This window comes from Cellulomonas fimi (assembly GCF_028527925.1).
Classification (GTDB): Bacteria; Actinomycetota; Actinomycetes; order Actinomycetales; family Cellulomonadaceae; genus Cellulomonas; species Cellulomonas fimi_C.
The window spans coordinates 1-655 of record NZ_JAPESW010000147.1 but is presented as its reverse complement, the minus strand read 5'-3'; the positions used below and the strand labels follow the sequence as shown (position 1 = coordinate 655).

Annotated in this window: 2 protein-coding genes; both read left to right on the top strand. The window is 54.0% G+C overall.

Annotation, left to right across the window (positions count from 1 at the left end):
* A partial coding sequence (locus OMK64_RS21430) for an SDR family oxidoreductase (protein WP_272730141.1) occupies window positions 1–235 on the top strand: 235 nt, incomplete at its 5' end.
* A gap of 100 nt (window positions 236–335) precedes the next feature.
* A partial coding sequence (locus OMK64_RS21425; RefSeq protein ID WP_272730140.1) for a hypothetical protein occupies window positions 336–655 on the top strand: 320 nt, incomplete at its 3' end.

Sequence of the window (655 nt, the reverse complement as noted above, 5' to 3'; positions counted from 1 at the left end):
ATCCAAGGAAGTCGCGCGCGACGGCATCCGCGTCAACTGCGTTCGCCCAGGGCATATCTACACCGAAATGCACGCCAGCGGCGGAGAACCGGGTCGTGTGGATCGCGTCAAGGAAAGCATCCCGATGGGCCGGGGCGGCGAGCCCGAAGAAGTGGCGCGGGCCATACTGTGGCTGGCAGGTAAAGAGGCGTCGTTTGTTACCGGGACCTTTCTGGATGTGACTGGGGGCAAGTGAGACATTTGCACACGCTTGACTGGGAACACACACTGCGTCATCGAGCATCCAACCAGAACAAATACTGATAACGGTTCCATTGAAAAAAACGGGAAAACTCATGGGGATTAACGTCACGATGCTAAAGGGCATTTGCTTCCTGACGATGGGTGCCATTGCCCTCGATGCGCTTGCGGGGACGTCGGAACAGAACTATCTGTGCAAGACGCAAGAAACACTGCTGTTCGGCTGCGACTCCGGGCCGAAAATGATCTCGGTTTGCGCATCACACGATTTCTCAGCGACAACCGGCTATGTGCAATACCGATTTGGTACGCCCGGCAAAATCGAGTTGAGCTACCCCGAAAAAAAAAAAAAAAAAAAATACCTCTGCCGAAATAAACCTAGACCTCAGTGCCAGCGCCTTACTGAATTCACACG